This is a genomic window from Dactylosporangium sp. McL0621, from assembly GCF_049995355.1.
Lineage (GTDB): Bacteria > Actinomycetota > Actinomycetes > Mycobacteriales > Micromonosporaceae > Dactylosporangium.
This window is the reverse complement of record NZ_CP188259.1, coordinates 2,439,377-2,464,486: the sequence shown is the minus strand read 5'-3', so window position 1 is coordinate 2,464,486 and position 25,110 is coordinate 2,439,377. Positions and strand designations below refer to the sequence as shown.

The following is a 25,110-nucleotide window of genomic DNA, read 5'->3' as shown; positions in this document are numbered from 1 at the left end:
TCCACGTCCTCGGCGTCCGCAACGCTCACCGGACACGTGCAGCGCGCCAAACTCGCGCACCCTTTCCGCGCAGACCTGCGCATTCACACACTCCGGACAGGCGCGCGGCTCTCCCCGCCCCGACCACGTCCCATCGGCGCTGCCGGCAGAACGGACATGTGCAGCGCTCCTTCCACGAACAAGGCGTGCGCGCGCCCCCTCCGCCGCCCCGGCCACGTCCCACACCTTGAACAGCGCTGTCGGCAGAACGGACACGTGCAGCCTGTTCATTTGAGCGCCCCTTCCACGAGCGCCAGGGCATGCGCACGCCCGGGACAGCCACGCGGCCCTTCGCCAAACGGACGTCCGGCCAGCGGCACGGCGACGACCGAACCGTCCGGTGCGACACGGCGGGTGGCCGCCACCGGCGGGTCGTCACGCAGCACCTCGGCAACCGGCCGGGTCCGGGCCCGCTCGATCAGCGTCGCGGTCGCGTCACAGGCCTGCACGAGCAGCTGGATACGGGCGGCGGTCCACTCGTCCCGCACCCCGCCGAACACGGCGACGAGCCGCTCGACCGCATCGTCAGCCGCGGTGTCCCCGGTCTGATAGGCCGCGGCAACGATGCGCACGTCGTCGACCACGCCGGCAACTCCGAGCGCCTCGGCGAGAGGTGCAACGGGATGCCCGTCATAGGGCCGGGACAGATCGGCGGGATTGATGCCGGCCAGAAGCTCGTCAACGATCGCGCGGCGGCGGGCATGAACGGCGCCGTTGGCGAAGCGACTGACGGTGGCGCGCAGCCAGCCGATGCCGGTGGGAGCGGCCTCCGGCTCAGGAACGGGGAGCGTGAGCATGCCCCCAAGCTAAGCCGCGAACCGTTCGGGAGCGGCCGAACCAACACCTGCCGAACCGCAAGCGACGACGAAACCGACAGGCCCACACGCGCACCGCGATGGCCGAACCGACACTCGCAGCGCACAAAAACGACAGCCGCGCAGACAGATCGAACGTGCAGAGGACGACCGAAGCGACGGCCGAACGAACACAACGCGCACAAGCGGGCGGACGGACGGACGAACGAACAGACCGAACGCGCAGCAGACGACCGAACGCGACGACGAAACGAACAGTCCGAACGCGCAGAAGACGACCGACGGGACGGCCGAACGAACACAACGCGCAAACCGATGAGCGTTATGCGCGAAGTGACAGATGAACAGGTGAGCGTTTATGCGCGAAGTGACAGATGAACAGGTGAGCGTTTATGCGCGAAGTGACAGGTGAACCGGTGAGCGTTTATGCGCGAGGCGAGGCGAGGCCAGACCAGACGAGTCGAGGCGAAGCCAGATCAGGCCAGGCGAGGCCAGACCAGGCGAGGCGAGGCCAGACCAGACCAGACCAGGCGAGGGGAGGCGAGGCGACCAGGCAAGGCGAGGCGAGGCGAGGCCAGACCAGGCGAGGCGAGCAGGGCAGGGCTGGGCAGGACAGGACAGGACAGGACAGGGCAGGCAGCGCAGGAGAGCGCAGGGCAGGCAGCGCAGGAGAGCGCAGGGCAGGCAGCGCAGGAGAGCGCAGGGCAGGCAGCGCAGGAGAGCGCAGGGCAGGCAGCGCAGGAGAGCGCAGGGCAGGCAGCGCAGGAAAGCGCAGGGCAGGCAGCGCAGGAGAGCGCAGGGCAGGCAGCGCAGGGCAGCTCGTGGTGGAACGAACGTCAGTCGCGCGGGGCCGCGGTGCTTGCTCGCACGATCAGGTCGGCCGGGAGGCACAGGTGCTCCGCCAGGGCCGGCTCTCCCGTGCGAGCTGCCTCTATGGCCCTCGTCAGAGCGGCCGCCGCCGCGTGGCCCTTGGAGTGGATGTCCTGGCGGACCGTGGTCAGCGGGGGGCGCATCCTCGCCGCCGCGGGGCTGTCGTCGAAGCCGACCACCGACAGGTCGTCCGGTACGGACAGGCCGGCGTCCGCCGCGGCCCCCATCACGCCCTGCGCCAGGGCGTCCGAGAAGCACAGCACCGCCGTCGGGGGCTCCGCCGCCTCCAGCAGCAGCCGCGCCGCCTGGTAGCCCGAGTCCGGGTCGCCGTGCGGGAGGCGCGCGATCACCGGCGTGACCCCCGCCGGCGTCAGGGCGTCCAGCCAGCCCGAGAGGCGCTGGGCGGCCACGTACCCGTCGATGATGTCGCCCGTGCCGTTCGGGCCGATCAGGCCGTGGCGGCCGCGGATGCCCGAGGTCACCACGCCAACTCGGCGGTGGCCCAGGTCGACCAGGTGCTGGGCGGCCGCGCGGGCGCCCGCGCGGTCGGCCACGTTCACCGCCGGTACGCCCTCGGCCGGGTCCTGGTCGATGAAGACCAGCGGCATCTTGCGGCGCATCAGCCATTCGACGCCGGTGTTCTCGGGGTCGCAGGAGTACACCAGGGCGCCGTCCATGGCCACGTCGCGGGCCGGGACTACGTTGCCCGCCGCCGTGGTGGTCAGCAGGGTCAGGCCCAGGCCGGTCGGGGCCAGCTCGTCGGCGATGGCGCCCAGGAACGTGGTCGCCACCTCGTCGCCGAAGGCCTGGCTCAGGGAGTCGGTTAGCAGGATGCCCACGGCGCCCGTCGTGCCCTTGGCCAGGGCCCGGGCGGCCGGGTCGGGCCCGACGTAGCCGAGCTCGTCCGCGACCGCCAGGATCCGGTCACGCAGGGTGGGGGACAGCTGGTCGGGGCGGGAGAACGCATTGGACACGGTCATCCGGCTCACGCCGACCCGGTCCGCGATCGTCTGCAGGGTCACCCTTCCCACCGCAGCGCCTCCCAGGTCGATGTCTGTCCTCCTGCGCAGAACCTTAACGCGCCGGGTGCGAGCGCACCGCCGGGGCCGGGGCCACGGCCTCCGCCGCCTTGCGCAGGGTCGCGGCCAGGGCGTTGCGGGTGCGGTACCCCCGGGGCGGGCGCACCGGCGCATCGTGGCCGACTACGGGCGCGTTGGGCAGGGCGCTGGCGTACTCGAAGGTCTCGCCGTTCCAGGCGCCGCCGAACTCCTCGGAGAGCGCGGACTGGGAGACGACCATCGCGAACGGGAACGTGCTCATGACGAACTCCTCTGTACCGGTAATGAACCCTATACCGGTACAGTAGACCCGAGCGCTGTACCGGTCAAGTCTATATCGGTAAAGCGACGAATCAGCGGCGGCGCGTCGGCGGCTTCGGGGCCGGGCGGAAGAACAGGAAGGCCAGCGCGCCCGCGACGACGACCACGCCCAGCAGGTACCACACCCAGGTATAGGACGCGGAGGCCTTCTCGGGGGCCGGCGGCGCCGACGACGGGGGCGGTGTGCAGGTCTTCTCGTCCGGGGCCGGCGTCGCGTTCGCCCCGGCCACGCGCAGGACGGCCTCGCAGCGGCCGATCGCCGGGGTGCCCATGTCGGCGACGACGGTCCACTCGCCGGGGGCGAGGGTGCCGCTGTAGGTCACCGCGTCCCCGTTGCGCTTCAGCGGCGCCGGGCCGACCCGCTGACCCGTGCTGGAGGTCGCCAGCATGGTCATGCCGATCGGCTCGGTGACCGGGTGGCCGTCCTGCCAGACGCTGGTGACCCAGACCGAGCCGCGGCCGTCGCCGTGCAGGGTCAGCACGACGCCGCCGTGCGCGTCGGCGTCCCCGGCGAACCCGAAGACGGCCACGGCGACCGCGAGGACGGTCACCACCAGGCACGCCGCGGCCCGGCGCCACAGGGGCGCCGGGCCGGGACGGTCGTACGGGGTGTGCGTCATGCCTGCTGCGGTACCCAGCTCTGGTACTTCGCGCCGGTCGCCTTCTGCAGCACCAGCAGGCGGCTGCCGAAGAACGCGTTGTTGCTCACGCCGACCACGAGCCCGCCGGGCGAGGTGAGCGCGACGCCGTCGGCGGTCTTGGTGACCGTCCACTTCAGCGCGGAGCTGCAGTCGGCCTGTACCACCGTGGCGCCCGCCGCGTCCTTGTTGCCCGCGGTGCTCAGGCACTCGTTCGTCGCCTTCGAGCGCACCACGAACGCGTCGCCGGAGGCCTCGAGCTTCCACTGCTGGTTCGCGCCGTTGTGCCGGCTGTAGAGGATGACCGGGGTACCCGCGGCCCGCCGCGCGCCGAAGAGGTCGACGACCCCGCCGGTCAGGCTGTTGCCGAACACCGTCCACGCCCCGGTGGCCGGGGTGGCGGCCGCGGCGGTGTGCACCGTCACGGTCTTCGTGTACGGGGTCAGGGCGCCGTTCTGCGAGAGCGAAATCCCGATCTGGTAGTCGGTGTCGGCGTGCAGGCCGACGATCCGGACGTTTGTCGCGGTGGTGCGGCCGATGGTGCGGTTGTTGACCAGGACGGCGTACCGGGCGCCGGCGCCGGCCGGGTCGAAGGACAGCCGAACAGAGGTCGCGTCGAGAGCACTGGTCCGCAGCTCCTTGAGACCGCCGGTGGACGTCCGGGTCGGCGTCGGCGTCGGGGTCGGCGCCGGCGTGGCCGTCTTCGTCGGAGTCGGCGACGCGGTCGTCTTCGTCGGCGTCGGGGCCGTCGACGACGTGGTCTTCGACGGGGTCGGCGACGCGGTCGTCTTCGTCGGCGTGGGGTTCGCCGTGGCCGTCGGGGTCGGCGGCGGGGTCGTGCCGCCGCCGCCGGCGATCAGGAACTGGTTGTTGGCCACGTTCCAGTTGTTCGCCAGGTAGCTGCCCGGGCTCGGGTTGGTGTTGTAGTAGTCGTCGTGGTTGCAGTCGAGCCGGTCGTCGTGCTTCCGGTCGTTGCACTTGACGCTGGTGGTGAGGCCGCCCGAGTCGTTGTAGCACATGATGTCGTACTCATCGAGGCAGTGCCCGGCCTTGCTGGAGTTCGGCGCGTTGTTGTTCACGGCGCCGAGGTTGTGGCCCAGCTCGTGCGCGGCCACGCTCGCGGCCCAGCAGCCGTTGTCGCTGCGGCCGTACCCCGGACCGCCGTTGCTGCGGTTCTTCTCGCCCGGCTGCGTGTCGCCGGCGAAGGTGCCGATGCCGCAGTAGACGTTCGCGTCGCCGAAGATCACGTACTTGCGGTCGGTGCGGTTGTAGCCCAGCGCCTTCAGGCCGTTGATCGTGGCGTCGAAGGTGGCCATGCCGCCCGCCGCGAGCTCGACCTCGCGCACGTCGACCTTGCAGTCGGCGGTGGTCACGAAGCGCACGTGGCGCTCGCCGCCGGTCTCCTGGGCGCTGGCGTTGTAGATCGTCTCGATGCCGGCCGACCAGGTCCGGAAGGACTCGAGGTACTCGGCGAAGCGGCTCTTGGTGTCCACGTCGCGCACGTAGAGGACCTGGATGCGCTTGCCGGTCACGCCGTCGCCGTCGCAGACCACGCCGGCCGCGCCGACCGTCACCGCGGCGCTGCCGTCGGCGGCCACCGCGTCGGGCACGACCGCGAGGCCGCCGTCGGCGCCCTCGGCCACGTTCTCGTCGGCGAGCACCGTCTGGTCCTGGGGCGCGGCGGCGGTGTCGGACGCCGGGACGTCCTCCTTCGTCACGGCCGCGACCGTCTTGACCTGCGTGTGCACGCTGAGGCCGGTCGGCGGGACGTCGGGGCCGTGGCTGCACTGGTCGCGCTCGGTGAGCACGTACCCGCCGACGCAGGGCTCGCCCTTCTTGGCGGGCGTCAGGCCCTGGTAGACCAGGCCCTGGTCGGGGTTGTCCCCCGGGACGTGCGAGATCGCGGTCGGCTCGCGGTCCTTCTCGTGGAAGAGGGACTGAAAGGCGCCGGGTCCGGCGATGGCCGCCCCCGCGCCGAGCACGACGACCGCGGCGGTCGTCAGCACACGGCGCATGGAGCGGCGGGACTTCTCGGGTCGCGCTTGCACGCTCGGGTCCTCCGGGGGGAAAGGGGCGCGCGGCGTGGATCGGCACAGGGCAGAGGTACCGATCCGCGCCGCGCGCGGGACGCCGGCCTTCGAGGGTGGCAAGGCGGGTGAGAGCCGACGTCCACGTGGGAACGCGCCGACCATAGCCAGGTGGCAGGTGCGCATTCCACCTGGAACGGGCCAGTTAAGACACTTCTAAGTGAGACTTGTTCTCACGCTATGTACGGGTGTTTTCCTATGACGGACGGCGACGGGATCGACGCTCGTTGGGCTCGCGCGAGAGGCGGCCGACCAGCCAGCGCGAGGGCGGCGGGGCCTCCTTCGGGGCCGGGTCGGCGTCGGTCATGACGATCACCACGCTGGCTCCGCCGAGGTTGCTCGTGCCGATGTTCACGGCGCCGTTGCCGGCCACCGCCACCCGCCGCACGATGTCGAGCCCGAGGCCGGTCGAGCCCTGCTGGCTCTCGCCGCGCTGCATCGCCAGCTCCGGGTCGGGGATGCCGGGGCCGCCGTCGTCGACGCGCAGCACGACGTAGCCGTCCTCGCGGCGCGTCACGGCGACCTCGAAGGGCACGCCCTGGGGGGTGTACCGGATCACGTTGCCGATCAGCGCGTCGAGCGCCGCGGCCAGCTCGCCCTTCGGCACGGTGACCGGGGCCGGCGCGTCGGTGCCGGTGGCCTTGCAGTCGCGCTCCTGGTCGCCGGCGACCGCGGACCAGAACATCATCCGGTCGCGCACGACCTCGGCCACGTCGCAGCCCTCGTCGCCGGTCGTGGCCGCGGCCCCGTCGGCCCGCTCGCCGCGGTCCGGGGTCGGCGAGTGCGCGTCGATGGGCTCGCGCATGGCCCGGATCAGCTTGTCGACCTCGACCTCGAGCGCGGCGATGGCGTCGCGGATGCGGTCGGCGTCCTGGGAGTCGTCGAGGGTCTCGGCGTCGAGGCGCAGCGCGGTCAGCGGGGTGCGCAGCCGGTGCGAGAGGTCGGCGACGAGCTCGCGCTCGTTGGACAGCAGCGCCATGATGCGGTCGGCCATCAGGTTGAGCGCGAAGCTCGCGTCGGCCAGCTCCCGGGGGCCCTGGGGGTCGATGCGGACGTCGAGGTACCCCTCGCTGAGCGCCCCGGCCGCCCCGGCCAGTTGCCGCGCCGACGCGATGATCTTCGCGGCCAGGCGGTCGGCGACCCAGACCGAGGCCACGATCAGGCCCAGCGCGACGGCGCCGAGCGCCCACCAGGCCCCGGCGACGCCGCTGGACAGCTCGGACTCGGGGATGAACACCTCGACGACTGTCGTGCGGCTCGCGCCCAGGTCGACCGGCTCGAGGTACGACAGCCCGCCCGGCACCCCGGCGATGACGGGCGCGGCGGCGTCGGCGGCGCGGCTCAAGTCGCCGGCGGCGGCGTGCCCGGAGCCGATCTCCGCGCCGGTCTCGCCGAGGTTGTGGACCGAGACGCGCGTGACCGCGGGCCCGCCCGTGCTGGCGATGGCCCGCTCGATGCTCAGCGGGTCGGTGGTCACGGTGAGGACCGCCACGACCACGGCGGTCTGGCGTTCGGCGTCGGCGAGTGCACGCTCGCGGGCGAGTTGCTGGACGACGAGACCCAGCGGGATCAGGAACGCGAGGGCCACCATCGTGGTGACCGCGGCGGAGACGTAGGCGAGGGTCCGCCTCAGTCCGGGGCGCTGAACCTGAAGCCCACGCCCCGCACGGTGTGCAGGTATCTGGGCGCTGACGCGCTCTCGCCAAGTTTCCGGCGTAGCCAGTACAGATGCACGTCGATCGTCTGGTCCTCGCCCACTGAGGGTTGCCGCCATACCTCCTCCAACAGCTCACGGCGTGAGACCACCCGGCCGGGCCGGGCGGCGAGGTACGCCAGCAGGTCGAACTCCTTGCGGGTCAGGGTCAGCGGCTCGCCGTGCAGGTAGGCCTGGCGCTGTCCGATGTCCACCCGCAAGCCTCCCACCTCGATGGCAGTGGGCTCCTCGCGGCTCGCCCGGCCGGTGCGGCGCAGCACGGAGGTCATCCGCGCGTCCAGGTGCGCCGAGGTGAACGGCTTGATCATGTAGTCGTCGGCACCGGCCTTGAGCAGCCGGACGATCTCCGCCTCGTCGTCGCGGGCGGTGGCGATGATGATGGGCGTGTCGGCGATGCCGCGCAGCATGCGCAGGGCGTCGGCGCCGTCGAGATCCGGCAGGCCGAGGTCGAGCACGACCAGGTCAGGGGTCTCGGCGGCGAAGCGGCGCAGCGCCTCCAGCGCGGTGCCGACCGCGTGCACAGTGTGACCACGGTCGGTCAGGGAGCGCAGCAGGGCACCCCGCACGACGTGGTCGTCCTCAACCAGCAGCACCGTGGCCATGCAGAGAAGGTACTGCCTGTGTCCAGTAGCAGTCTCCGTGGTCTATGGACAAATCCGACATGTACTAATTTTCGCCAGGCGACATCGCTCGTTCGCCGCAACTTCCATTCGAATGGGTACTGCCGAGTAACCGGTCGGCGTACAAACGGCAACCATGACTGTCGATGCTGCCCTCACCCGGCGCGCGCTGCTGATCGCCGGCGGGGCCACCGCGGCCGCCGTCGCCGTCGCGGGCGACGCCACCGCGGCGAGCCCGCTCTTCCTGCACGGCGTGGCCTCCGGCGACCCCCTGCCCGACGGCATCCTGCTGTGGACCCGGGTCACCCCCGACGCCCAGTCGGCCCCGGGGTCGGGCGCCGGGCCCACGACCACCGTCACCTGGCAGATCGCCACCGACGCCAGCTTCGCGGGCGTCGTGCGCTCGGGCGAGGTCACCACCGGCCCCGAGCGCGACCACACCGTCAAGGTCGACGTGCGGGGGCTGCAGGCGGCCACGACGTACTGGTACCGCTTCGGCGTCGCCGGCCGGTGGTCGCCGACCGGCCGCACCCTGACCGCCCCCGCCACCGACGCGGCCGTGGCCCTGCTGCGGCTCGGCGTCGTGTCCTGCTCGAACTGGGAGGCCGGCTACTTCGCCCCCTACCGGCTGCTCGCCCAGCGCGGCGACCTGCAGGCCGTCGTGCACCTCGGCGACTACCTGTACGAGTACGCCTCGGGCGGCTTCACGGCCGGCGGCACCGTCGTACGCCAGGCCCAGCCCACCCACGAGATCATCTCGCTCGCCGACTACCGGATCCGGCACGCGCAGTACAAGACCGATCCCGACGCGCAGGCCCTGCACGCCGCGGTGCCGTGGATCATCACGTGGGACGACCACGAGGTCGCCAACGACATGTGGGCCGGCGGCGCCGAGAACCACGACCCGGCGACCGAGGGCTCCTTCGCCGCCCGGGTGGCGGCGGCCCGCCAGGCCTACGCCGAGTGGATGCCGGTCCGCCTGGCCTTTGATCCGGAGTCTGGTGAAGGCCACATCTACCGCCGCCTCCAGTTCGGCAAGCTCGCCGAGCTCAGCATGCTGGACCTGCGCTCGTACCGCTCCCAGCAGGCCTCCGGCGCCGCCGTCGACGACCCCGCGCGCACCATCACCGGCGACGACCAGATGGCCTGGCTCAAGCAGGGCCTCGCCGCGTCCACGGCCCAGTGGAAGATCGTCGGCAACCCCGACATGATCGCCCGGGTCGACGTCGGCACGCTGCCCGCCTGGCTGCTCGGCCCCGTCGGCAAGCTGCTGGGCATCCCGTCCAACGGGTACGCGATCAACACGGACCAGTGGGACGGGTACAACGCCGACCGTGACGAACTGGTCAACCATCTGCGGGCGAACAACGTCCGCGACACCGTGTTGATCACCGGCGACATCCACTCCAGCTGGGCCAACGAGCTCACCACCCTGTCCACGCTCAACTCCCCCACCGCGGTCGAGTTCGTGGTTCCGTCGGTGACCAGCGACAACGTCAACGACTTCGTCGGCGTGCCGCCGGGGCTGGTCGGGCCGATCGCGGCGAGCATCGTGCACGCGGCGAACCCGCACGTGAAGTGGGCGGAGCTGGACGGGCACGGCTACGGCGTGCTCGAGGTGCGGCCGGAATCGTGCCGGATGGACTGGTACCACGTCAAGGAGCGCACCGACCCCCGCACCACCGCCTCGAAGGTGCGCTCCTTCAAGGTCAACGCTGGCGTGTCCCGCCTCGTGTCCTCCTAGACGTGCTCGGGCCGCAGGCCGACGCCGATCACCCGGGTCGGGATGGTGCGCAGCGGCGGGTAGCGGTCCAGCAAGCGGACGGGCAGCGGTGGCCGGCTCGGGCGGCCGGTCACCGCCGGGGCCAGCACCGCCCGCTGCAGGCCCCGCTGGACGAGCTGCGTGCCCGCGGTCGGCAGCGCTCGGCGGCGCTGGACCGCGGCCAGCTCCCGCTCCGTGGGCGGCGCGCCGCGCTCGAAGGCGTCGCCGATGACGCGGGCGGCGGCGACCGCGTCCTGGATGGCGAGGTTGATGCCGACCCCGCCGACCGGGGACATCGCGTGCGCCGCGTCGCCGATGAGCAGGGCGCCGGGGACCTGCCAGCGGTACAGCCGGTCCATACGCACGGTCAGGGTGCGCACCTGGTCCCAGTCGCGCAGCTCGCCGACGCGGTCGGCCAGGTACGGCACGCTCTGCGCGATCCCGGCCCGGAACGCCTCCAGCCCGGCCGCGCGGAGGACCCGGTCGCCGCCCTTCGGTACCACCCAGCCGAGCTGCCAGTAGTCGCCGCGGTCGATGCCGATGAAGAGCCGGCCGTCGGCCACGCGCCCGGCCAGGCCCTCGGGGTCGGACGGCGACCGGGGCAGCCGGAACCACAGCACGTCGATCGGGGCGCCGAAGTCCTTCGACTTCAGGCCGAGCTCCCGCCGTACCGTCGAGTTGCGCCCGTCGCAGGCCACCGTCAGCGGCGCCGCGACCTCGACCGGGCCCTGCGGCGTCCGCGCGGTCACGCCGGTCACGCGGCGCTCCCGGCGGTTGACGGCGACCACCTCGCAGCGGCGGTACAGCGCGAAGTCCCCGTGCTCCGCGAGCAGCTCGAGGAAGTCCCACTGGGGCAGCATCATCACGTACGGGTGGGCGACGCGCAGGCGCTCGAAGTCGACCGGGCGGAACGTGCCCCCGTCATCCCCGGAGTTCGAATAGGTGAGCTCGATCTGGCGCACGACGCGGTGCGGCAGCCGCTCGAGGTCCTCACCGAGGCCGAGCTCGTCCATGAGCTGCAGCGTCGAGGGGTGCACGGTGTCGCCGCGGAAGTCCCGCAGGAACGTCTCGTGCTTCTCCAGCACCACGGTGTCGATGCCGCGCCGCCCCAGCAGCAGCGCGAGAACCAGACCGGCGGGTCCGCCGCCGACGACGCATACGTCCGCCTTGACCAGCATCAGGATCCTTCCAGCAACCGCCCGATGATCTCCAGTGCCTGTTCCACGTCCGGCTCGCCGTCCGCGATGGCGTCGGCATACAGAAAGCTCTCCCCGATTCGCACGAGGACAAACGCCAGCGTGCGCGCATCAAGCCGGGGTGCGAAACTCCCGGCCGCGATCTCGTCGCGCATCAGCCCCTCGAGGTGGTCCACGACCCGCCCCTGCACGATGCCGCGCTTGGAGGTGAGGATGCGCAGCGCCGCCTCGGGCTCGGTGGCCAGGAAGTGCCGCAGGGCGGGCTGGTCCTTCACGGCGTTGAGGAAGTGGCCGATCACGGCCACGATCCGCTCCGCCCCGCGGCGCCCCTCGGCCGCGCGGACGGCCCGGTCGAGGTTGCGGTCGGTGAGGTACCACAGCACATGCCCCAGCACCTGGTCCCGCCCGCCCGCGCGCCGGTAGAGGGTGGCCCGGCCGATGCCGAGCTCGGCGGCGAGCGAGCGCATGTCGACGCGCTGCTGGGCGAGGAACCGCTTCAGCGCCGCGTCGAAGACCTCATCCGGCGGCATGGGCCGGCTCGGCGTACAGCGTCGCCGGGTCTGTGTTCGCCCCGCACAGGACCACCACCGCGGTGCCGGGGGCGGCGACGAGCTCCAGCCCGGCGAGCGCGGCCGCGGCCCCGTGCTCCACCGCGAGGCGGTGCTCGTGCCACAGCCGGCGGCGGGCCTCGACGATCGCCGCGTCACTCACGAGAATGCTCTCAACCTTGTGGTGTACCGCAAGATCGAACGCGATCGCGCCCGCCCGGCGGGCCCCGAGGGAGTCGCCGGCCACGCTGTCCACGGCGACGTCCACCGGCGCCCCTGCGGCCAGGGCGGCGTGCAGCGTCGGCGCCCCCTCCGGCTCGACGGCCACGACCCGCGCCCGGTCGCCGAGGGCGGCCGCGACCCCGGCGACGAGCCCGCCGCCGCCGACCGCGACGAGCACCGTGTCGCACGGCGGCAGCTCCAGCCCGAGGGTGCCCTGCCCGGCGACGACCTCCGGCTGGTCGTAGGCGTGCACGAACAGCGCCCCGGTCTCGGCGACCCGGATCGCGGAGGCGGCGTAGGCCTCGGCGTACTCCCGGCCGTGCTGCTGCACCCGCGCGCCGAGCTCGCGCAGCCGCGCCACCTTCGTCGCGGGCGCGGTCACCGGCACGAACACCTCGGCGGGCACCCCGAGCACGGCGGCGGCGTAGGCCACCCCGAGGCCCGCGTTGCCGCCGGACGCGACGACGACGCCGGACTCGGGCAGCTCGCCGGCCTCACGGGCGGCGAGGATGCGGTTGAACGCGCCGCGCGCCTTGAACGACCCGCTGTGCTGCAGCAGCTCGAGCTTGAACCACAGGCCGGGGCGCACCTCGTAGGCGGGCGTATGCCGCACGTAGGACCCGATCCGCCGCGCCGCCGCCTGGACGTCATCCCTGTTCACCACCACCCGATCACCCTAGACCCGCACCGTGGCGCCCCTCACCGGCCGCGAACCGGGCCGCACCGTGCAATGCGCCACTCGCCAGCGAGGCCACCCCGAGCCGGTGCTCGATCGCGAGACCGTCCTCGATGCTGCGGCCCATGGAGTCGTACGTCGAGATCCGGTCGTTGCGCAGGCACTCCTGCGGCAGCGCGGACAGCTGGGCGGCGAGCGCCTCCGCGGCCGCGCGTGCGGTCCCACGCGGCACGACGCGGTCGGCCAGGCCGATGCGCAGCGCCTCCGCGGCGTCGACGGGCCGGCCGGTCAGGATCAGGTCGAGCGCCCGCCCGGCGCCGATCAGCCGCGGCAGCCGCACGGTGCCGCCGTCGACCAGCGGGACGCCCCAGCGGCGGCAGTACACCCCGAAGACCGCGTCCTCCTCCACGACCCGCAGGTCGCACCAGATCGCCAGCTCCAGGCCGCCGGCGACCGCGTGCCCGGACACGGCCGCGATCACCGGCTTGGACAGCCGCATCCGGGTCGGCCCCATGGGCCCGTCGCCGTCGGGCTCGACCCGGTTGCCCTGCGCCGCGGCGACCGCCTTGAGGTCGGCGCCGGCGCAGAAGCTGCCACCGGCGCCCCAAAGCACGGCCACGTCGGCTTCCGGATCGGCGTCGAAGTCGCGGAAGGCGGCCGCGAGGGCCTCGGCGGTGGCCCGGTCGACCGCGTTGCGGGTCTCGGGCCGGTCCAGGATCACGGTTCGCACGCGGTCGCGGCGTTCAACAGTCACACTCATGCGGGCTAGTGTTCTACCTATGCGCGGCGAGTTCGTCCGTCAGCCCAACCGGTTCACCGGCCGGGTCAGCGCCGAGTCCGCCTCGGGGCCCGGCGGCGGCCCCGACGAGCACGGACGGTGGCCGCTGGAGGCCGGCCGGTACCGGCTGATCTGGTCCCGTGCCTGCCCGTGGGCGCACCGCGCGGTGATCGTGCGCGGGCTGCTCGGGCTCGACCAGTCCCTGTCGCTCGGCACCGTCGACCCGATCCGCGACGAGCGCGGCTGGCGCTTCGGCCTCGACCCCGGCGGGCGCGACCCGGTGCTCGGCATCGAGTACCTCGCCGAGGCGTACGCCGACACCGACCCCGCCTACGAGGGCCGCGTGACCGTGCCCGCGATCATCGACACCGTCAGCGGCTGCGTGGTCACCAACGACTACCCGCAGATCACGCTGGACTTCTCCACCGAGTGGGCGCCGCTGGCCACCCGGCACGCGGAGCTGCTCCCGCCCGACGTGCGGCCCGAGATGGAGCAGCTGATGCACGACGTCTTCACCGACGTCAACAACGGGGTGTACCGCTGCGGCTTCGCCGCCACCCAGGAGGCCTACGAGGAGGCGTACGAGCGCCTGTTCGCCCGCCTCGACGCGCTGGAGGACCGCCTGTCGACCCGCCGCTTCCTCTTCGGCGACCGCATCACCGAGGCCGACGTGCGGCTGTTCACGACGCTGGTGCGCTTCGACGCGGTCTACCACAACCACTTCAAGTGCAACCGGAACAAGCTCAGCGAGATGCCGAACCTGTGGCGGTACGCGCGGGAGCTGTACAACACCCCGGGCTTCGGCGAGACCGTCGACTTCGACCAGATCAAGCGCCACTACTACGTCACCCACGCCCACCTGAACCCGTCGGGCGTCGTGCCGGTCGGCCCCGACCTGTCGGTCTGGACCGTCTAGGGCTTCTCCCCCGACGGCCCGGCCTGGCGTACCTCGGCCTGGATCTCGCCGCGCAGCCGGTTCGCCGAGGGCAGGTAGATCTCCTCGGCGACGCTCAGCAGCCCGCCGTGCAGGTTGCGGCGCCGGACCCGGCGGGCCAGCAGCACCAGCCCGCCGAGCACGACGGCGAGGATCGCGAACACGAGCACGAGCGCGCGCAGGGCGTCCATGGCGGCCAGGGTACCGGCGCCCGGTTTCATCGGCGCCCGGCCTTTATCGGCGCCCGGCCTTTATCGGCGCCCGGGCTTGTCGGGAGCCCAGCCTTTATCGGCGTGCGCCCTTTATCGGCGCGCGTACCCGCGGCGGCGGCGGTTGCTCCAGCGGCTCGAGGTCCAGGCGCCCGCGCCCGCCAGGTGCAGGGCGATGCACAGGAAGCCGGCCAGGCTCAGCGTCCCGACGTCCAAGATCGGGCCGGAGTCGACGCCGAGCAGGTCGAGCAGCAGGGCTACCGCGAACAGGATCGCGGCGATCACAGCGAACACGATGGCCTCCCTAATCAGTTGACCGCTGTCTACCCAGAGGCGCCTTCCGCTAATCGATGCCCAGCAGCGCGTGGAGGCCGGCCCGCCCCTCCGGCGTCACCTTCACCGCGCGGGTGGAGCCGATCCGCACGACCCAGCGCTGCTCCAGGAACCGCTCGCACAGCCGCGCCCCGGCCACCCCGGCCAGGTGCGGGCGCCGCTCGGTCCAGTCCAGGCAGCCGCGGGCCAGCGGGCGGCGCCGGGCCTGCAACGCCGCCGGGTCGATCCCGGCCCCGGCCGTGAGCCACTCGACGCCCGCCCCGGTCAGCGCGAACCCGGCCTGCTGCTCCAGCAGCCCGCGCGCCGTCATCGCGTCGGCCACGGCCACGCCGAGCTCGCCGGCCAGGTGGTCGTAGCAGGTGCGGGCGCGCTTCATCGCGGCCGTGGCGGTCGCCTGGCGCAGGCCCCGGGGCGGCGCCTGCGCCGGTTCGAGGCGCGCGGAGAGATCCTCGATCAGGTGCGCGACGGAGGCGTCGGCCAGCCGGAGGTACCGATGCCGCCCCTGCCGTTCCTCGGCGAGCAGCCCGCCGCCGACCAGCCGGTCGAGGTGCTCGGTGGCCGTGGACCGGGCGACCCCGGCGTGCGCGGCCAGCTCACCGGCGGTCCAGGCGCGCCCGTCGAGCAGCGCCAGGCACATCGCGGCGCGGGTCTCATCGGCGAGCAGCGTGGCGAGCGCGGCAAGCCCCCCGGCGTCGGTACTCATGCTCCCAATCTTCCCCACGAACCCTTCGGCCCCCGACGAACGGTCGCGAGCAGGCGCGGCCGACGCGGCTTCGACCCAGCGCGGCTCACGGCGGTTCCCGCCGACGGCGCCTTCCGCGATCCGGCCTTCCCAGCGCCTTCCTGAGCCGCCCTCGGTGCCGCTCCGGGCCGGGAGGGCAAACTTCGGTCGTTAGTTGCGTTGCGGAATACTCGCCTTGCAACTATCGTTGAGGCGGAGGCACAGCATCCACGCCTTCCAAGGAGGGGTTCCCATGCCAGCCGTCACCACCGATAACGTCCTCGCGCTACCTCGTGTCGCCGAGCCCGACCGCGTGGCCGCGCGGCCACGGCCCGTGGTATCGGTTACGACCGCACCCAAGGGCTATGAGGGTGAGGGCTTCCCCGTCCGTCGCGCCTTCGCCGGGGTCGAGCTGCGCGCCCTCGACCCGTTCATCCACATGGACCAGATGGGTGAGGTGGACTACGCGCCGGGCGAACCGAAGGGAACCCCGTGGCACCCGCACCGGGGCTTCGAGACGGTCACCTACATCATCGACGGGGAGTTCGTTCACCACGACTCCAACGGCGGCGGCGGCACGATCACCAACGGCGACACTCAATGGATGACAGCTGGAAGCGGGATCTTACATATCGAGACGCCGCCAGAGCATCTCGTCGTGAGCGGTGGTCTCTTCCACGGGTTCCAGCTGTGGGTGAACCTGCCCAGGACCAACAAGCTTGTCGCCCCGCGGTACCAGGACATTCGCGGCGGCCAGGTCTCGCTGCTCGCATCCCCGGACGGCGGCGCACTGTTGCGCGTCATCGCCGGCGATCTGGACGGGCACGCCGGCCCCGGCGTCACCTACACGCCGATCACCCTCGTGCACGCGACGCTCTCCGCCGGTGCCTCCCTCACCCTGCCGTGGCGCCCCGACTTCAACGCCCTGGCCTACGTCATGGCCGGCAAGGGCACCGTCGGTGCCAAGGGCCGCCCGGTCGAGCTGGGCCAGCTCGCGGTCTTCGGCGCGGGTGACACCATCACGGTCGCGGCCGATGCGAAGCAGAGCATGGACGTGCTGTTCCTCGGCGGTCAGCCGATCCGCGAGCCCGTCGTGGCGTATGGTCCGTTCGTCATGAACACCAAGGCCGAGGTCATGCAGGCGTTCGAGGACTACCAGGCCGGTCGGCTCGGCAGCATCCCCGCGGCGCACGCCGACGTTAGGGGAGAGGCGTCCTGAGTGGACTTCCAGGTCAGTGACAACGCCGAGCAGCACCGTTTCGAGATTCGCGTCGACGGTGAGCGCGCCGGGCTGGCGTACTACCGGCTCGACGGCGAGTCGATCGTCTTCACCCACACCGAGGTCGACTCGGCGTTCGAGGGCCAGGGCGTCGGCAGCAAGCTCGCCAACGGCGCCCTGACCCTGGCCAATGACCGGGGGCTGCGGATCGTCGCGCAGTGCCCGTTCATCTCGGCCTACCTCAAGAAGCATCCCGAGCTGGCATCGGCAGCTTGATCCAGTTCGGGTAGAACGGCGCGAGCTCCGCGTTGATCCGGTCGGTGACCGGGGTGAGCAGCGCCGCCAGGCGCTCGGTCCGCTCGCGTCCGAGCGCCTGCCACGGGCGTGCGGCCAGCTGGTCGGTGGTTTCTTCCAGGGTTCGGTACGCCTGGTGCGCCTTCGGTGTCGCCGTGCCCTCGCCGTCGAGGTAGCCGCGCTGGTGGAGCCGGTCGCGGGCGGCGTCCCACTCCTCGTCGGTCCAGCCGCGGGCCGGCTGGGCCATCTTGCGCCCGCGCCCGTTGTTGAGCGCGACCCGCCAGACCATCGCCTCGCAGCCGTCGAGCCCCTCCATGAGCAGGGCGGCCAGGTGGCCGTCGCCGCGGTGCTCGCGCAGGATCGTGGCGGCCTGCCAGACGATGCCGAGCGTGTCGCCGGGCCAGGGCAGGGCGGCGTTGGCCGCGGCGAGTACGCGGCCGTAGATCTCGGCGGCGGACGCGGCCTCGCGCAGGAGCGCGGCGGCCTCCTCGATGCCCTCGAGGCCCTCCACGGCCGGGGCGAGGGCGCGGCGGGCGCCGTCGAGCCGCGCGGTCAGGGCGGCCTCGGGGGTGATTCGGGTCCAGAGCTCGGGCAGGGCCCGCTCGACCATCTGCGGGGCGAAGCTGTAGAAGGCGGCGACCACGGGGGCGGCGTTGACCGGCCCGAGGGGGGCGCTGCGCCCGGCGAAGTACCCCCGCCAGAAACCGCGCAGGCCGGCCTCCTCGAAGGCGGCCCGGCCGGCGGGAGCGAAGTAGCTGACCGCGTGCAGTGGCTCGTAGAGCGCCCAGAGGCGGCTCTCGGTGGACAGCTCTGTCGTCATGGGCCTGACGATAGGCGGGAGCGGGCCCCGGCAGTACCGCCGGGGCCCGCTACTTTGTCACAGCCGCCCGGTCAGAGCGCCGGGTAGGCGTTGGTCATGAGCTGCTGGAACTGGCCCGAGAACCACGCGCCCGAGAGCGGGGAGTTCGGGAGCGCACCGGTCAGGTTGTTGCCGTTGAGGCTGTTGCCGGTGTATGTCGGGTCGCACATGCGGTCGAAGCCCTTGCCGTCGCTGTTGGCGATGGCCGTGCTGGAGCCGTCGGACTCGCCCGGGGGCTTGATCCAGACGTAGGCGTCGATGCCGGTGGCCGGGGTCGCCCGCGGCCGCTCACCCAGGCCTGCACCGCTCTGGTTGCACCAGTTGCCGGCGTGGATGCGCCGGTCGATGCGGCTGCCGTTGACGAACGTGTTCACGTCGGTCGAGGTGCTCGGGCCGGCGGGCCGGGCGGTGCCGCCCCAGCCGTTGCGCGAGGTGTCGATGAGCATGCCGAGCGTCGAGGGGAAGCCGGCGGTGATCAGGGCGTTGCGGAAGCCCTGGGTGAAGCTGAGCTCGTCGACGTACTGGTTCCAGTCGACCCACTTGGACTGGCGGATGGACTGGCCGCCGACCTGGGTGGTGATGGTGAAGTACGGCTCGGTCAGGGCCGAGTAGTTCGCCGTGTTCGAGATGAAGCCGTCGACGCTGTTGAAGCCGGCCGTGGTGCCCTTGACGGTGTTGGCCATCAGGGTGACGGCGGGGCCGAGGTTGCTGTCCCACCCGAGCCAGGCGTGGTGGCCGATGTCGAGGTAGTTGTAGATGTTGTTCTTGTGCAGCTTGTTCAGGGCGTACTGGATGCCCTGCACGTAGGCGCCGCTGCTGTTGGCCTCGGCGCAGTTGGCGAGGCCGAGGTTGGTGACCAGGTTCGGCAGCGAGTCGTCCTCCACCACGTTGACGATGCGGAGGCTGCTGTACTTCGAGTCGCTCATGATCGCGGCGATCGGGTCGATGAACTCGGTCTTGTACCGGGCCAGCCCGTTCTCCGAGACCTTCAGCTCGCCGTTGGACGCCAGTGCCGCGCAGTCGCGGTTGGGCAGGTCGTAGATGACGAACTCGATGACGACGGGCGTGCCGCCGGCGGCCTGTGCGAGCGCGGCGTCGAGGTGCGCCCGCACGCCCTTGGCCCCGTTGGCGCCGGTGATCGCGGCGATCCGGTCGATCCAGATGGCGGTCGAGGTGTTGGCGACGCGGCTGCCGCCCGGCTCGGCCGCGGCGAGCGCGGACCAGTCGGAGTTCACGTAGCCCTTGGCCCCGACGTACGGGTTGTCGACGTGGGAGCCCGTGTCGCCGCCGGTGGTGACGGTGATGGCGGTACCGCTGGTGCTGGTGGTGTTGCCGGCGTTGTCGGTCGCCTTGGCCGAGACGGTGTAGTTGCCGGCGGCGACGCCGGTCCAGGAGTACGTGTACGGCGCGGTGGTGTCCGAGCCGAGCAGCGTGGTGCCGTTGTAGAAGTCGACCTTGGTGACGGTACCGTCGCTGTCGGATGCGGTCGCGGCGAGCGCGACCGTGGCCGGGGCGGTGAACGTGGAGCCGGCGGTCGGGCTGGTCAGCGCGACGCTCGGGGCTCCGTTGCCGCCTCCGGTGGTGACCGTGACCGGCACCGCGGTGCTGGCCGTGGACAGGCCCATGTTGTCGTACGCCTTGGCGGTCAGGGTGTACGAGCCCGCGGCGACGCCGGCCCAGGAGTAGCTGTATGGGGCCGAGGTGTCGGTGCCCAGCAGCGTCGAGCCGTTGTAGAACTCGACCTTGGCGACCGTGCCGTCGGCGTCGGCGGCGTTGGCGGCGATGCCGATCGTGGCCGGGGCGGAGAACGTGGCGTTGGCGGCCGGGCTCGTCAGGCTGACGGTCGGGGCCTGGTTGGTGGTGGTACCGCCGTTGCAGGCGGCGCCGTTGAGGGTGAACGCACCCGGGACCGGGTTGGCGGTGGTCCAGGAGCCGTTGAAGCCGAACGCGACCTTGCCGCCGCTGGGCACGGCGCCGTTGTAGGACTCGTTCTTGGCGGTGACGTGCAGGCCGGAGACGGTCGGGACCGCCTGCCACATCTGCTGGATGCCCTGGCCGGCGACGAAGTCCCAGCCGAGGCTCCAGCTCGTGAGGGCGTCACCGGTGTTGGTGATCTCCACCGAGGCGCCGAAGCCGCCGGGCCACTGGTTGGTGACGGTGTACTTGACGCTGCAGCCGGTCGCGGCGAGTGCGGGCTGCATGACGGCGATGGCGCCGCCGGTTGCCGCGACAGCGGCGATCGAGACGATGGCGAGTTTTCGCCTCATCTTGGTGCTCCTACTCGATGGAGTTGGGCAGTTCTGGCCCGCTCAAGCTGCGCGGGAGCGCTCCCGGACGTCAACTACGCGTTGTCCGCAGGCCGTTTCACCTGCGTTCACCCCATGAAAATTACGAGTGGCACCGATCACACAAGAGGTGTACGAAACCGTTTCGTTTCGCTTGCGGGCCGCGCTACGTTCGATCACGTGACCGCTTCGACTTCGACCAAGGCCGACCGCCGCGCCGCGATCTGCGGCGCCGTGTTCGAGCTGCTCGGCGAGGTCGGCTACGACCGGATGACGATGGACGCCGTGGCGGCGCGGGCCCGCGCGAGCAAGGCGACCATCTACCGGGGCTGGCCGAGCAAGCCGGAGCTGGTCATGGAGGCGGTCGAGCACCGGTTCGGCGGGGCAGTGGAGGCCCCCGACACGGGCTCGCTGCGCGGCGACCTGCACGCCCAGCTCAGCGCCGTGTGCGCGGCGGCCGAGGGGGCGGACGGGGCGGTCTTCACCGGGCTGCTCACGGCGGCGACGCACAACGCCGAGCTGGCCGAGTGCATGTTCCGCTGTGCGTACTCCACCAAGCACGGGATGTACGAGTCGATGCTCCGGCGTGCGGCCGAGCGCGGCGAGGTTGCCCCGGGCACCTCCGCGGAGCTGCTGCACGAGGTGCTGCATGCGATGGTCACGAGCCGGCGCATGTGGCAGAACGGGCCTCTGGACCAGGCCTTCGTGGAGCACCTCGTCGACGGCGTACTGATCCCGATTCTCACGCGTTCCTGACTTTTCGCGGGCCTTGGAGGCTTTTGTGCCGAACGACGCTGTCCTGACGCCGGACATAACCGTTAAATCATCTTCTTTTGTCCCTCCTGATCCGCGCCGCTGGCTCGCGCTGGCGGTCATCGCGGTCGCGCAGCTCATGGTCGTGCTCGACGCGACGATCGTGAACATCGCGCTGCCCTCGGCCCAGGAGGCGCTGCACATCTCCACCGCCGACCGGCAGTGGATCGTCACGGCGTACACGCTGACCTTCGGCGGCCTGCTGCTGCTCGGCGGGCGGATCGCGGACTACTTCGGCCGCAAGCGGACGTTCCTCATCGGCCTGCTCGGCTTCGCGGGCGCCTCGGCGCTGGGCGGCGCCGCGGTGAACGCGGGCACCCTGTTCGCCGCCCGCGGCCTGCAGGGCCTCTTCGGCGCCCTGCTCGCCCCGGCCGCCCTGTCGCTCATCACGGTCACGTTCACCGAGGCCAAGGAGCGGGCCAAGGCGTTCGGCGTGTTCGGTGGCATCTCCGGCGGCGGCGCCGCGATCGGCCTGCTCGCCGGCGGCGTGCTCACCGAGTACGCGGACTGGCGCTGGTGCCTGCTGGTGAACATCCCGATCGCCATCCTCGCCTTCGCCGCGGCCGTGCCGCTGGTGCGGGAGAGCAAGGCGTCCGGCGACACCCGCTACGACATCCCCGGCGCCGTGCTGGTGACCGCGGGCCAGGTCGCCCTCGTGTACGGCTTCACCAAGGCCGCGACGGACGGCTGGAGCTCGAGCGTGACGGTCACCTGGCTCGCCTCGGCGGTCGCCCTGCTGGGCGCGTTCCTGTTCTGGGAGTCGCGCACCGCCCACCCGCTGCTGCCGCTGCGCGTGCTCTTCGACCGCAACCGCGGCGCGTCGTACCTGGTGTCGGTCCTGCTCGGCGCGGGCATGCTGGGCATGTTCCTGTTCATGACGTTCTACCTGCAGCAGACCCTGGGCTGGTCGGCCATGAAGAGCGGCGTGGCCTACATGCCCTTCTCGGGCGGCATCATCGCCGCGGCCGTGATCGCCTCCCGCCTGCTGCCCCGCACCGGCCCGAAGATCCTCATGTCCGTCGGCGGCGTCCTGGCCACGGCGGCGATGGTCTGGCTGACCCGGCTCGACCTCGACTCCAGCTACGCGGTGCAGATCCTGCCGTCGTTCGTCGCGATGAGCCTGGGCATGGGCCTGGTCTTCGTCCCGATGTCGAGCCTCGCCCTGCAGGGCGTGGCCAACCACGACGCGGGCGTGGCGAGCGCGATGGTGAACACGACCCAGCAGGTGGGCGGCTCCCTGGGCACCGCCCTGCTGAACACCATCTTCACGACGGCGCTGGCGGGCTACGTGACCGACCACGCGGCGTCGGCGGCCTCGGGCGGCGCGGCGGGGGCGCAGCTGCTGCAGGCCCACGCGGCGATCCACGGGTACAACGTGGCCTTCACCGCGAGCGCCGTCCTGCTGGCCGTGGCGACGGTGGTCGTGATCGTCATGGTGCGCAACCCGAAGACGGACGCCACGACGTCGACGATCGAGGCGGCCCCGGCCCACTTCGGCTGACCGACCGGAAGGCGCCGGGCTCCCTGAGCGGAGCCCGGCGCCTTCCGTCTAGGGGCTGTATCGAAGTGGGGGTCGGAGCGAGGCGAGGCTCAGGCGTCGGCTGAGGCCGCGCCGGGCGCGCCCCGATACCGGGTTGTATCGGGGTGTGACCGGGGTGGTTCCCGGCGGCGTCTGAGTCCGCCGCAGCCCGGCCATCCACTTCGATACAGCCCCTAGACGCGGACGAACTTCACCGCGTCCGCGCGGGCGCAGCCGGTGCCCGAGCTCGTCAGCTTGACCGAGCCCGCGGTGCCGGCCGCGAACGCGTACGTGCCCAGGCTCACCCAGCCCGACGCGCCCGCGGTGCCGTTCACCGTCGTGGTCGAGACGGTCCCGCCGTGGGTCACGTCCAGCCGCGTGGACGGGTCGCTGTTCGCCGCCGCGAGCTTGTAGTAGTACACCTGGTAATCGCCGGCCGCGCGCAGGTTCGGTCGCCACGTGGCCGTGTTGCCCGCGCCGCCGCACGCCGAGTAGCGGGTCGGGGACGCCACCGTCCAGCCGGTCAGGGTCGAGTCGGCCCACGTGCCGGTCTCGGAGTAGCCGTAGGCGGCCGGGCCGTCGTTGTCGAGGTAGTAGTCCTTCTGCCAGTACTTCACGTAGTCGAACTGGACCGTCGCCGGCAGCTTGGTCGCGTCCGGGACCGAGCCGTAGGCGATGCTCGTGAGCCAGACGTTGGTGTAGTCGTGCGTCCAGTCGCTCGGCAGGTAGGGCGCGGTGTAGGCGAGCACGCCGTCCACATAGAACTTCGCGCTCGTCTCCGACCAGTCCAGGCCGTACGTGTGCCAGTCGCGGGTGTCCACTGTGGAGCTGTTGTACGTGGTGCCGTACGCCTTGCCGGCCGAGACCCCGCTGCCCTTCCACGTCAGCACGCCGTGGTGGATGCGGTTCGGCGTGATCGAGTCGATCTCGAACGCGTCGATCTCGGTGCGCTGCGAGGCCGGGAACGTGGTCGAGCCGTCGCCCGACATGATCCAGAAGCTGCTGTGCCAGCCGGCGCCGTCGTTGAGCTTCGCGCGCGTTTCGTAGTAGCCGTACCGCAGCGCCTGCTTCGACACCACGCCGCCGCCGGTGTAGTCCTTGCCGCCGAAGGTCTCCTTCTTCAGCGCGATGTTCAGCGCGCCGCCGCTCTCGGAGACGTTCTCCGGCCGCTGCGTGCTGTAGGCCTTGCTGTCGGTGCGGTAGTTCCACTTCGCAGTGTCCACGGTGGACGCGTTGAAGTCGTCGGAGAACACGAGGGTCCAGCCGGTCCCGGCGGGGTCGGCGTGCGCGACGGCGGCCGGGGTCAGCAGCAGCGCGGCGGTGAGGGTCACGGTGACGAGGCGGCGCATCAGTTCCTCCCGTAGTACAGGCGCAGGTTGGTCAGGTCGACGAGGTAGAGCATGTCGACGCCGGCGCTGGTGCGCTCGACGGCGAAGCGCGTGATGGGCAGCCCGGGCGCGACCGCGGCGGTGGTCCAGGCGGTGCCGGGTTTCGTGGCGACGTACATGGCCCCGGCGGTGGTCGAGAAGTAGACGCGCTTGGCGCCGTCCCAGGTGATGTCGACGGCGGCGCTGGTCTGCGCGGCGTCGTAGACGGTCTCGCGCGCCCAGGCCGCGCCGGACACATACGCATAGCGGACGTTGAAATTACTGCTGCTGCGGTACCGGTACGCCACCTTCGGGCTCGAACCGTCAAGCGTCAGCTTGGCGCTCTGCACGGCCGGCCCGGTGCCGTCGTTGCCCTGGTACACCTCGCCGGTCTCGACGGGCTGGATGACGTCGGCCGTGCCGGTGCTGACGGGCACGGCCACGGATGCTCCACTGTGGTCACTGAACGTGCCGGTCGAGGGGTGGTACACGAGGTAGCTGAGCTGATGGCGGAAGGCGGTCGCCGGCCACAGCCCCCACTCCCACAGGATGTGCAGGTTCCCGGCCGCGTCGAACTGCAGGTCGTCGGGGTACACGGCCCGGTTGGCGCTCTCGGCGAAGACCGCGACCCGGGTCCACGCCGAGGCGGCGTTGTCCCAGCGGTACAGCCGGCCCGAGCGCCCGGCCGACTGGACGCCGTCGAGGCGTGCGATCAGGTACAGGTCGCCGTTCGGGGCGGTGGTGAGCACCGGATAGGTGACCCCGATCCCCTGGTCGGGCAGGTCGGCGCTGTGCAGCGTGGGGCTGCCGCCGACGGTGTCGGAGCGGAAGTACCGCCAGACGTTGTTGTGCATGCTGGCGAAGACGTGGAACCGGCCGCTGCCGTCGCGCGCGACGGACGGCTGGTTGTGTCCGTCGTCGTCGGTGTACTCCGCCTGCGCGGAGCCGTTCATGACGGGCAGCTTCGTCCAGTTCCCGGCGCCGTCGCGGCGGGCGATGGCGACCTTGTGCGTGCCGGCCTGGGCGCCGGGCTCGTTGAAGGCGAGGTACGCGTACGCGTTGTAGGTGTCCAACGGCGACCACCACGCGGCCTGGTTGGAACTGTCGATGGGGTACGGCACGAGCGTGACCGCGGCCGGGGCGGCGTTCGCGGGCACGGCGAGGAGGGTCGCGGCCGTGGCGGTGGCGGCGACCAGGGCGACTCTTCGCATGT

General features: G+C 71.9%; 24 protein-coding genes. 6 read left to right on the top strand and 18 right to left on the bottom strand.

Going from position 1 to position 25,110, the window contains the following annotated elements:
- Nucleotides 1-266 precede the first annotated feature (266 nt).
- From ACPPVO_RS11420 to ACPPVO_RS11390, 7 genes are all read right to left on the bottom strand, one after another.
- Nucleotides 267-836, bottom strand: a complete 570-nt coding sequence (locus ACPPVO_RS11420) for a hypothetical protein (RefSeq protein WP_426511179.1) — start codon at nt 834-836, stop codon at nt 267-269.
- Nucleotides 837-1,690: 854 nt separating this feature from the next.
- Nucleotides 1,691-2,746, bottom strand: coding sequence for a LacI family DNA-binding transcriptional regulator (locus tag ACPPVO_RS11415; RefSeq protein WP_426511178.1), 1,056 nt, complete (start codon nt 2,744-2,746; stop codon nt 1,691-1,693).
- Between the two features lie 52 nt (nt 2,747-2,798).
- Nucleotides 2,799-3,044: a hypothetical protein gene (locus ACPPVO_RS11410; protein ID WP_426511177.1), complete on the bottom strand. Its 246-nt coding sequence runs from the start codon at nt 3,042-3,044 to the stop codon at nt 2,799-2,801.
- A gap of 91 nt (nt 3,045-3,135) precedes the next feature.
- On the bottom strand, nt 3,136-3,723 hold the full coding sequence (locus ACPPVO_RS11405) for a hypothetical protein (protein WP_426511176.1): 588 nt from the start codon (nt 3,721-3,723) through the stop codon (nt 3,136-3,138).
- Nucleotides 3,720-5,789, bottom strand: a complete 2,070-nt coding sequence (locus tag ACPPVO_RS11400; RefSeq protein WP_426511175.1) for an RICIN domain-containing protein — start codon at nt 5,787-5,789, stop codon at nt 3,720-3,722. Before ACPPVO_RS11400 ends, ACPPVO_RS11405 begins: the two co-directional genes overlap by 4 nt.
- Nucleotides 5,790-6,024: 235 nt before the next feature.
- Nucleotides 6,025-7,419, bottom strand: coding sequence for a sensor histidine kinase (locus ACPPVO_RS11395; RefSeq protein WP_426511174.1), 1,395 nt, complete (start codon nt 7,417-7,419; stop codon nt 6,025-6,027).
- A 38-nt stretch (nt 7,420-7,457) separates the two neighbouring features.
- Entirely contained in the window at nt 7,458-8,144 is a 687-nt protein-coding gene (locus ACPPVO_RS11390) for a response regulator transcription factor (protein ID WP_223102380.1), read from the bottom strand.
- Between the two features lie 154 nt (nt 8,145-8,298).
- On the opposite strand from ACPPVO_RS11390, the gene ACPPVO_RS11385 reads away from it, so the two are divergent.
- Entirely contained in the window at nt 8,299-9,906 is a 1,608-nt protein-coding gene (locus tag ACPPVO_RS11385; protein ID WP_426511173.1) for an alkaline phosphatase D family protein, read from the top strand.
- On the opposite strand, the gene ACPPVO_RS11380 is transcribed toward ACPPVO_RS11385, so the two are convergent.
- From ACPPVO_RS11380 to ACPPVO_RS11365, 4 genes are read right to left on the bottom strand one after another with little or no spacing between them, the layout of a single operon-like run.
- On the bottom strand, nt 9,903-11,102 hold the full coding sequence (locus ACPPVO_RS11380; RefSeq protein ID WP_426511172.1) for an FAD-dependent oxidoreductase: 1,200 nt from the start codon (nt 11,100-11,102) through the stop codon (nt 9,903-9,905). The genes ACPPVO_RS11385 and ACPPVO_RS11380 overlap by 4 nt on opposite strands.
- On the bottom strand, nt 11,102-11,650 hold the full coding sequence (locus tag ACPPVO_RS11375) for a QsdR family transcriptional regulator (protein WP_426511171.1): 549 nt from the start codon (nt 11,648-11,650) through the stop codon (nt 11,102-11,104). Before ACPPVO_RS11375 ends, ACPPVO_RS11380 begins: the two co-directional genes overlap by 1 nt.
- Entirely contained in the window at nt 11,637-12,554 is a 918-nt protein-coding gene (locus ACPPVO_RS11370; protein WP_426511170.1) for a serine/threonine dehydratase, read from the bottom strand. The genes ACPPVO_RS11375 and ACPPVO_RS11370 overlap by 14 nt, the downstream gene beginning before the upstream one ends.
- Before the next feature lie 7 nt (nt 12,555-12,561).
- Entirely contained in the window at nt 12,562-13,326 is a 765-nt protein-coding gene (locus ACPPVO_RS11365) for a crotonase/enoyl-CoA hydratase family protein (RefSeq protein WP_426511169.1), read from the bottom strand.
- 19 nt (nt 13,327-13,345) lie between these two features.
- Between ACPPVO_RS11365 and ACPPVO_RS11360 the strand changes: the two genes are divergently transcribed.
- Nucleotides 13,346-14,260, top strand: a complete 915-nt coding sequence (locus ACPPVO_RS11360) for a glutathione S-transferase family protein (protein ID WP_426511168.1) — start codon at nt 13,346-13,348, stop codon at nt 14,258-14,260.
- Here the strand turns inward: ACPPVO_RS11360 and ACPPVO_RS11355 are convergent.
- The 3 genes from ACPPVO_RS11355 to ACPPVO_RS11345 form a co-directional block, all read right to left on the bottom strand.
- Nucleotides 14,257-14,469 carry a hypothetical protein gene (locus tag ACPPVO_RS11355; protein WP_426511167.1) on the bottom strand — a complete coding sequence of 71 codons (213 nt, stop codon included), beginning with the start codon at nt 14,467-14,469 and terminating at the stop codon, nt 14,257-14,259. The two genes, ACPPVO_RS11360 and ACPPVO_RS11355, sit on opposite strands and share 4 nt — an antisense overlap.
- A 111-nt stretch (nt 14,470-14,580) precedes the next feature.
- Nucleotides 14,581-14,781: a hypothetical protein gene (locus tag ACPPVO_RS11350; protein ID WP_426511166.1), complete on the bottom strand. Its 201-nt coding sequence runs from the start codon at nt 14,779-14,781 to the stop codon at nt 14,581-14,583.
- 49 nt (nt 14,782-14,830) lie between these two features.
- Nucleotides 14,831-15,523 carry an ArsR/SmtB family transcription factor gene (locus ACPPVO_RS11345; RefSeq protein WP_360394347.1) on the bottom strand — a complete coding sequence of 231 codons (693 nt, stop codon included), beginning with the start codon at nt 15,521-15,523 and terminating at the stop codon, nt 14,831-14,833.
- A gap of 271 nt (nt 15,524-15,794) precedes the next feature.
- On the opposite strand from ACPPVO_RS11345, the gene ACPPVO_RS11340 reads away from it, so the two are divergent.
- Both ACPPVO_RS11340 and ACPPVO_RS11335 read left to right on the top strand, forming a co-directional pair.
- On the top strand, nt 15,795-16,760 hold the full coding sequence (locus ACPPVO_RS11340; protein ID WP_426511165.1) for a pirin family protein: 966 nt from the start codon (nt 15,795-15,797) through the stop codon (nt 16,758-16,760).
- Nucleotides 16,761-17,036, top strand: a complete 276-nt coding sequence (locus ACPPVO_RS11335; protein ID WP_360394339.1) for a GNAT family N-acetyltransferase — start codon at nt 16,761-16,763, stop codon at nt 17,034-17,036.
- Here the strand turns inward: ACPPVO_RS11335 and ACPPVO_RS11330 are convergent.
- Nucleotides 17,002-17,874, bottom strand: a complete 873-nt coding sequence (locus tag ACPPVO_RS11330; RefSeq protein ID WP_426511164.1) for an SCO6745 family protein — start codon at nt 17,872-17,874, stop codon at nt 17,002-17,004. The two genes, ACPPVO_RS11335 and ACPPVO_RS11330, sit on opposite strands and share 35 nt — an antisense overlap.
- A gap of 71 nt (nt 17,875-17,945) precedes the next feature.
- Nucleotides 17,946-20,180: a glycoside hydrolase family 6 protein gene (locus tag ACPPVO_RS11325; protein ID WP_426511163.1), complete on the bottom strand. Its 2,235-nt coding sequence runs from the start codon at nt 20,178-20,180 to the stop codon at nt 17,946-17,948.
- Between the two features lie 198 nt (nt 20,181-20,378).
- Here ACPPVO_RS11325 and ACPPVO_RS11320 point away from each other — a divergent pair, with 198 nt between their 5' ends.
- A complete protein-coding gene (locus tag ACPPVO_RS11320; protein WP_426511162.1) occupies nt 20,379-20,954 on the top strand; it encodes a TetR/AcrR family transcriptional regulator in 576 nt (191 codons plus the stop codon).
- 136 nt (nt 20,955-21,090) lie between these two features.
- Nucleotides 21,091-22,512 carry an MFS transporter gene (locus tag ACPPVO_RS11315; RefSeq protein ID WP_426511161.1) on the top strand — a complete coding sequence of 474 codons (1,422 nt, stop codon included), beginning with the start codon at nt 21,091-21,093 and terminating at the stop codon, nt 22,510-22,512.
- A gap of 212 nt (nt 22,513-22,724) precedes the next feature.
- Here the strand turns inward: ACPPVO_RS11315 and ACPPVO_RS11310 are convergent, their stop codons facing one another.
- Entirely contained in the window at nt 22,725-23,879 is a 1,155-nt protein-coding gene (locus ACPPVO_RS11310) for a family 16 glycosylhydrolase (RefSeq protein ID WP_426511160.1), read from the bottom strand.
- A complete protein-coding gene (locus ACPPVO_RS11305; RefSeq protein WP_426511159.1) occupies nt 23,879-25,108 on the bottom strand; it encodes a BNR-4 repeat-containing protein in 1,230 nt (409 codons plus the stop codon). The genes ACPPVO_RS11310 and ACPPVO_RS11305 overlap by 1 nt, the downstream gene beginning before the upstream one ends.
- Nucleotides 25,109-25,110: the final 2 nt, after the last annotated feature.

What these genes read in the sequence shown, in the direction of transcription:
- ACPPVO_RS11420 (WP_426511179.1), bottom strand. Translation starts at nt 836, where the DNA reads ATGCTCACGCTCCCCGTTCCTGAGCCGGAGGCCGCTCCCACCGGCATC.
- ACPPVO_RS11410 (WP_426511177.1), bottom strand. Translation starts at nt 3,044, where the DNA reads ATGAGCACGTTCCCGTTCGCGATGGTCGTCTCCCAGTCCGCGCTCTCC.
- ACPPVO_RS11405 (WP_426511176.1), bottom strand. Translation starts at nt 3,723, where the DNA reads ATGACGCACACCCCGTACGACCGTCCCGGCCCGGCGCCCCTGTGGCGC.
- ACPPVO_RS11395 (WP_426511174.1), bottom strand. Translation starts at nt 7,419, where the DNA reads ATGGTGGCCCTCGCGTTCCTGATCCCGCTGGGTCTCGTCGTCCAGCAA.
- ACPPVO_RS11390 (WP_223102380.1), bottom strand. Translation starts at nt 8,144, where the DNA reads ATGGCCACGGTGCTGCTGGTTGAGGACGACCACGTCGTGCGGGGTGCC.
- ACPPVO_RS11385 (WP_426511173.1), top strand. Translation starts at nt 8,299, where the DNA reads ATGACTGTCGATGCTGCCCTCACCCGGCGCGCGCTGCTGATCGCCGGC.
- ACPPVO_RS11380 (WP_426511172.1), bottom strand. Translation starts at nt 11,102, where the DNA reads ATGCTGGTCAAGGCGGACGTATGCGTCGTCGGCGGCGGACCCGCCGGT.
- ACPPVO_RS11375 (WP_426511171.1), bottom strand. Translation starts at nt 11,650, where the DNA reads ATGCCGCCGGATGAGGTCTTCGACGCGGCGCTGAAGCGGTTCCTCGCC.
- ACPPVO_RS11365 (WP_426511169.1), bottom strand. Translation starts at nt 13,326, where the DNA reads ATGAGTGTGACTGTTGAACGCCGCGACCGCGTGCGAACCGTGATCCTG.
- ACPPVO_RS11360 (WP_426511168.1), top strand. Translation starts at nt 13,346, where the DNA reads ATGCGCGGCGAGTTCGTCCGTCAGCCCAACCGGTTCACCGGCCGGGTC.
- ACPPVO_RS11355 (WP_426511167.1), bottom strand. Translation starts at nt 14,469, where the DNA reads ATGGACGCCCTGCGCGCGCTCGTGCTCGTGTTCGCGATCCTCGCCGTC.
- ACPPVO_RS11345 (WP_360394347.1), bottom strand. Translation starts at nt 15,523, where the DNA reads ATGAGTACCGACGCCGGGGGGCTTGCCGCGCTCGCCACGCTGCTCGCC.
- ACPPVO_RS11340 (WP_426511165.1), top strand. Translation starts at nt 15,795, where the DNA reads ATGCCAGCCGTCACCACCGATAACGTCCTCGCGCTACCTCGTGTCGCC.
- ACPPVO_RS11330 (WP_426511164.1), bottom strand. Translation starts at nt 17,874, where the DNA reads ATGACGACAGAGCTGTCCACCGAGAGCCGCCTCTGGGCGCTCTACGAG.
- ACPPVO_RS11325 (WP_426511163.1), bottom strand. Translation starts at nt 20,180, where the DNA reads ATGAGGCGAAAACTCGCCATCGTCTCGATCGCCGCTGTCGCGGCAACC.
- ACPPVO_RS11315 (WP_426511161.1), top strand. Translation starts at nt 21,091, where the DNA reads ATGGTCGTGCTCGACGCGACGATCGTGAACATCGCGCTGCCCTCGGCC.
- ACPPVO_RS11310 (WP_426511160.1), bottom strand. Translation starts at nt 23,879, where the DNA reads ATGCGCCGCCTCGTCACCGTGACCCTCACCGCCGCGCTGCTGCTGACC.
- ACPPVO_RS11305 (WP_426511159.1), bottom strand. Translation starts at nt 25,108, where the DNA reads ATGCGAAGAGTCGCCCTGGTCGCCGCCACCGCCACGGCCGCGACCCTC.